The organism is Secundilactobacillus mixtipabuli (assembly GCF_002217925.1).
Taxonomy (GTDB): domain Bacteria; phylum Bacillota; class Bacilli; order Lactobacillales; family Lactobacillaceae; genus Secundilactobacillus; species Secundilactobacillus mixtipabuli.
This window is the reverse complement of record NZ_BCMF01000032.1, coordinates 1-272: the sequence shown is the minus strand read 5'-3', so window position 1 is coordinate 272 and position 272 is coordinate 1. Positions and strand designations below refer to the sequence as shown.

Annotated in this window: 1 rRNA gene; it reads left to right on the top strand. The window is 50.0% G+C overall.

The window, feature by feature from the left end:
• Positions 1-117 precede the first annotated feature (117 nt).
• Positions 118-234 (top strand): 5S ribosomal RNA (gene rrf / locus IWT5_RS11840).
• Positions 235-272: the final 38 nt, after the last annotated feature.

Sequence of the window (272 nt, the reverse complement as noted above, 5' to 3'; positions counted from 1 at the left end):
GCAGCGATGCACGGAGCGGACTAGTACTAATCGGTCGAGGACTTAACCACGAGTAGTGGTGTTCATCGGTAAGAGAAAATGATATTGTCTAGTTTTGAGAGCATCAGTTCTCAATAGTGTGGTGGCGATAGCCTGAAGGATACACCTGTTCCCATGTCGAACACAGAAGTTAAGCTTCAGCACGCCAAGAGTAGTTGGGGGATCGCCCCCTGCGAGGGTAGGACGTTGCCACGCAAGCGAAGCAGTCATCGAGAAATCGATGGCTGTTTTTT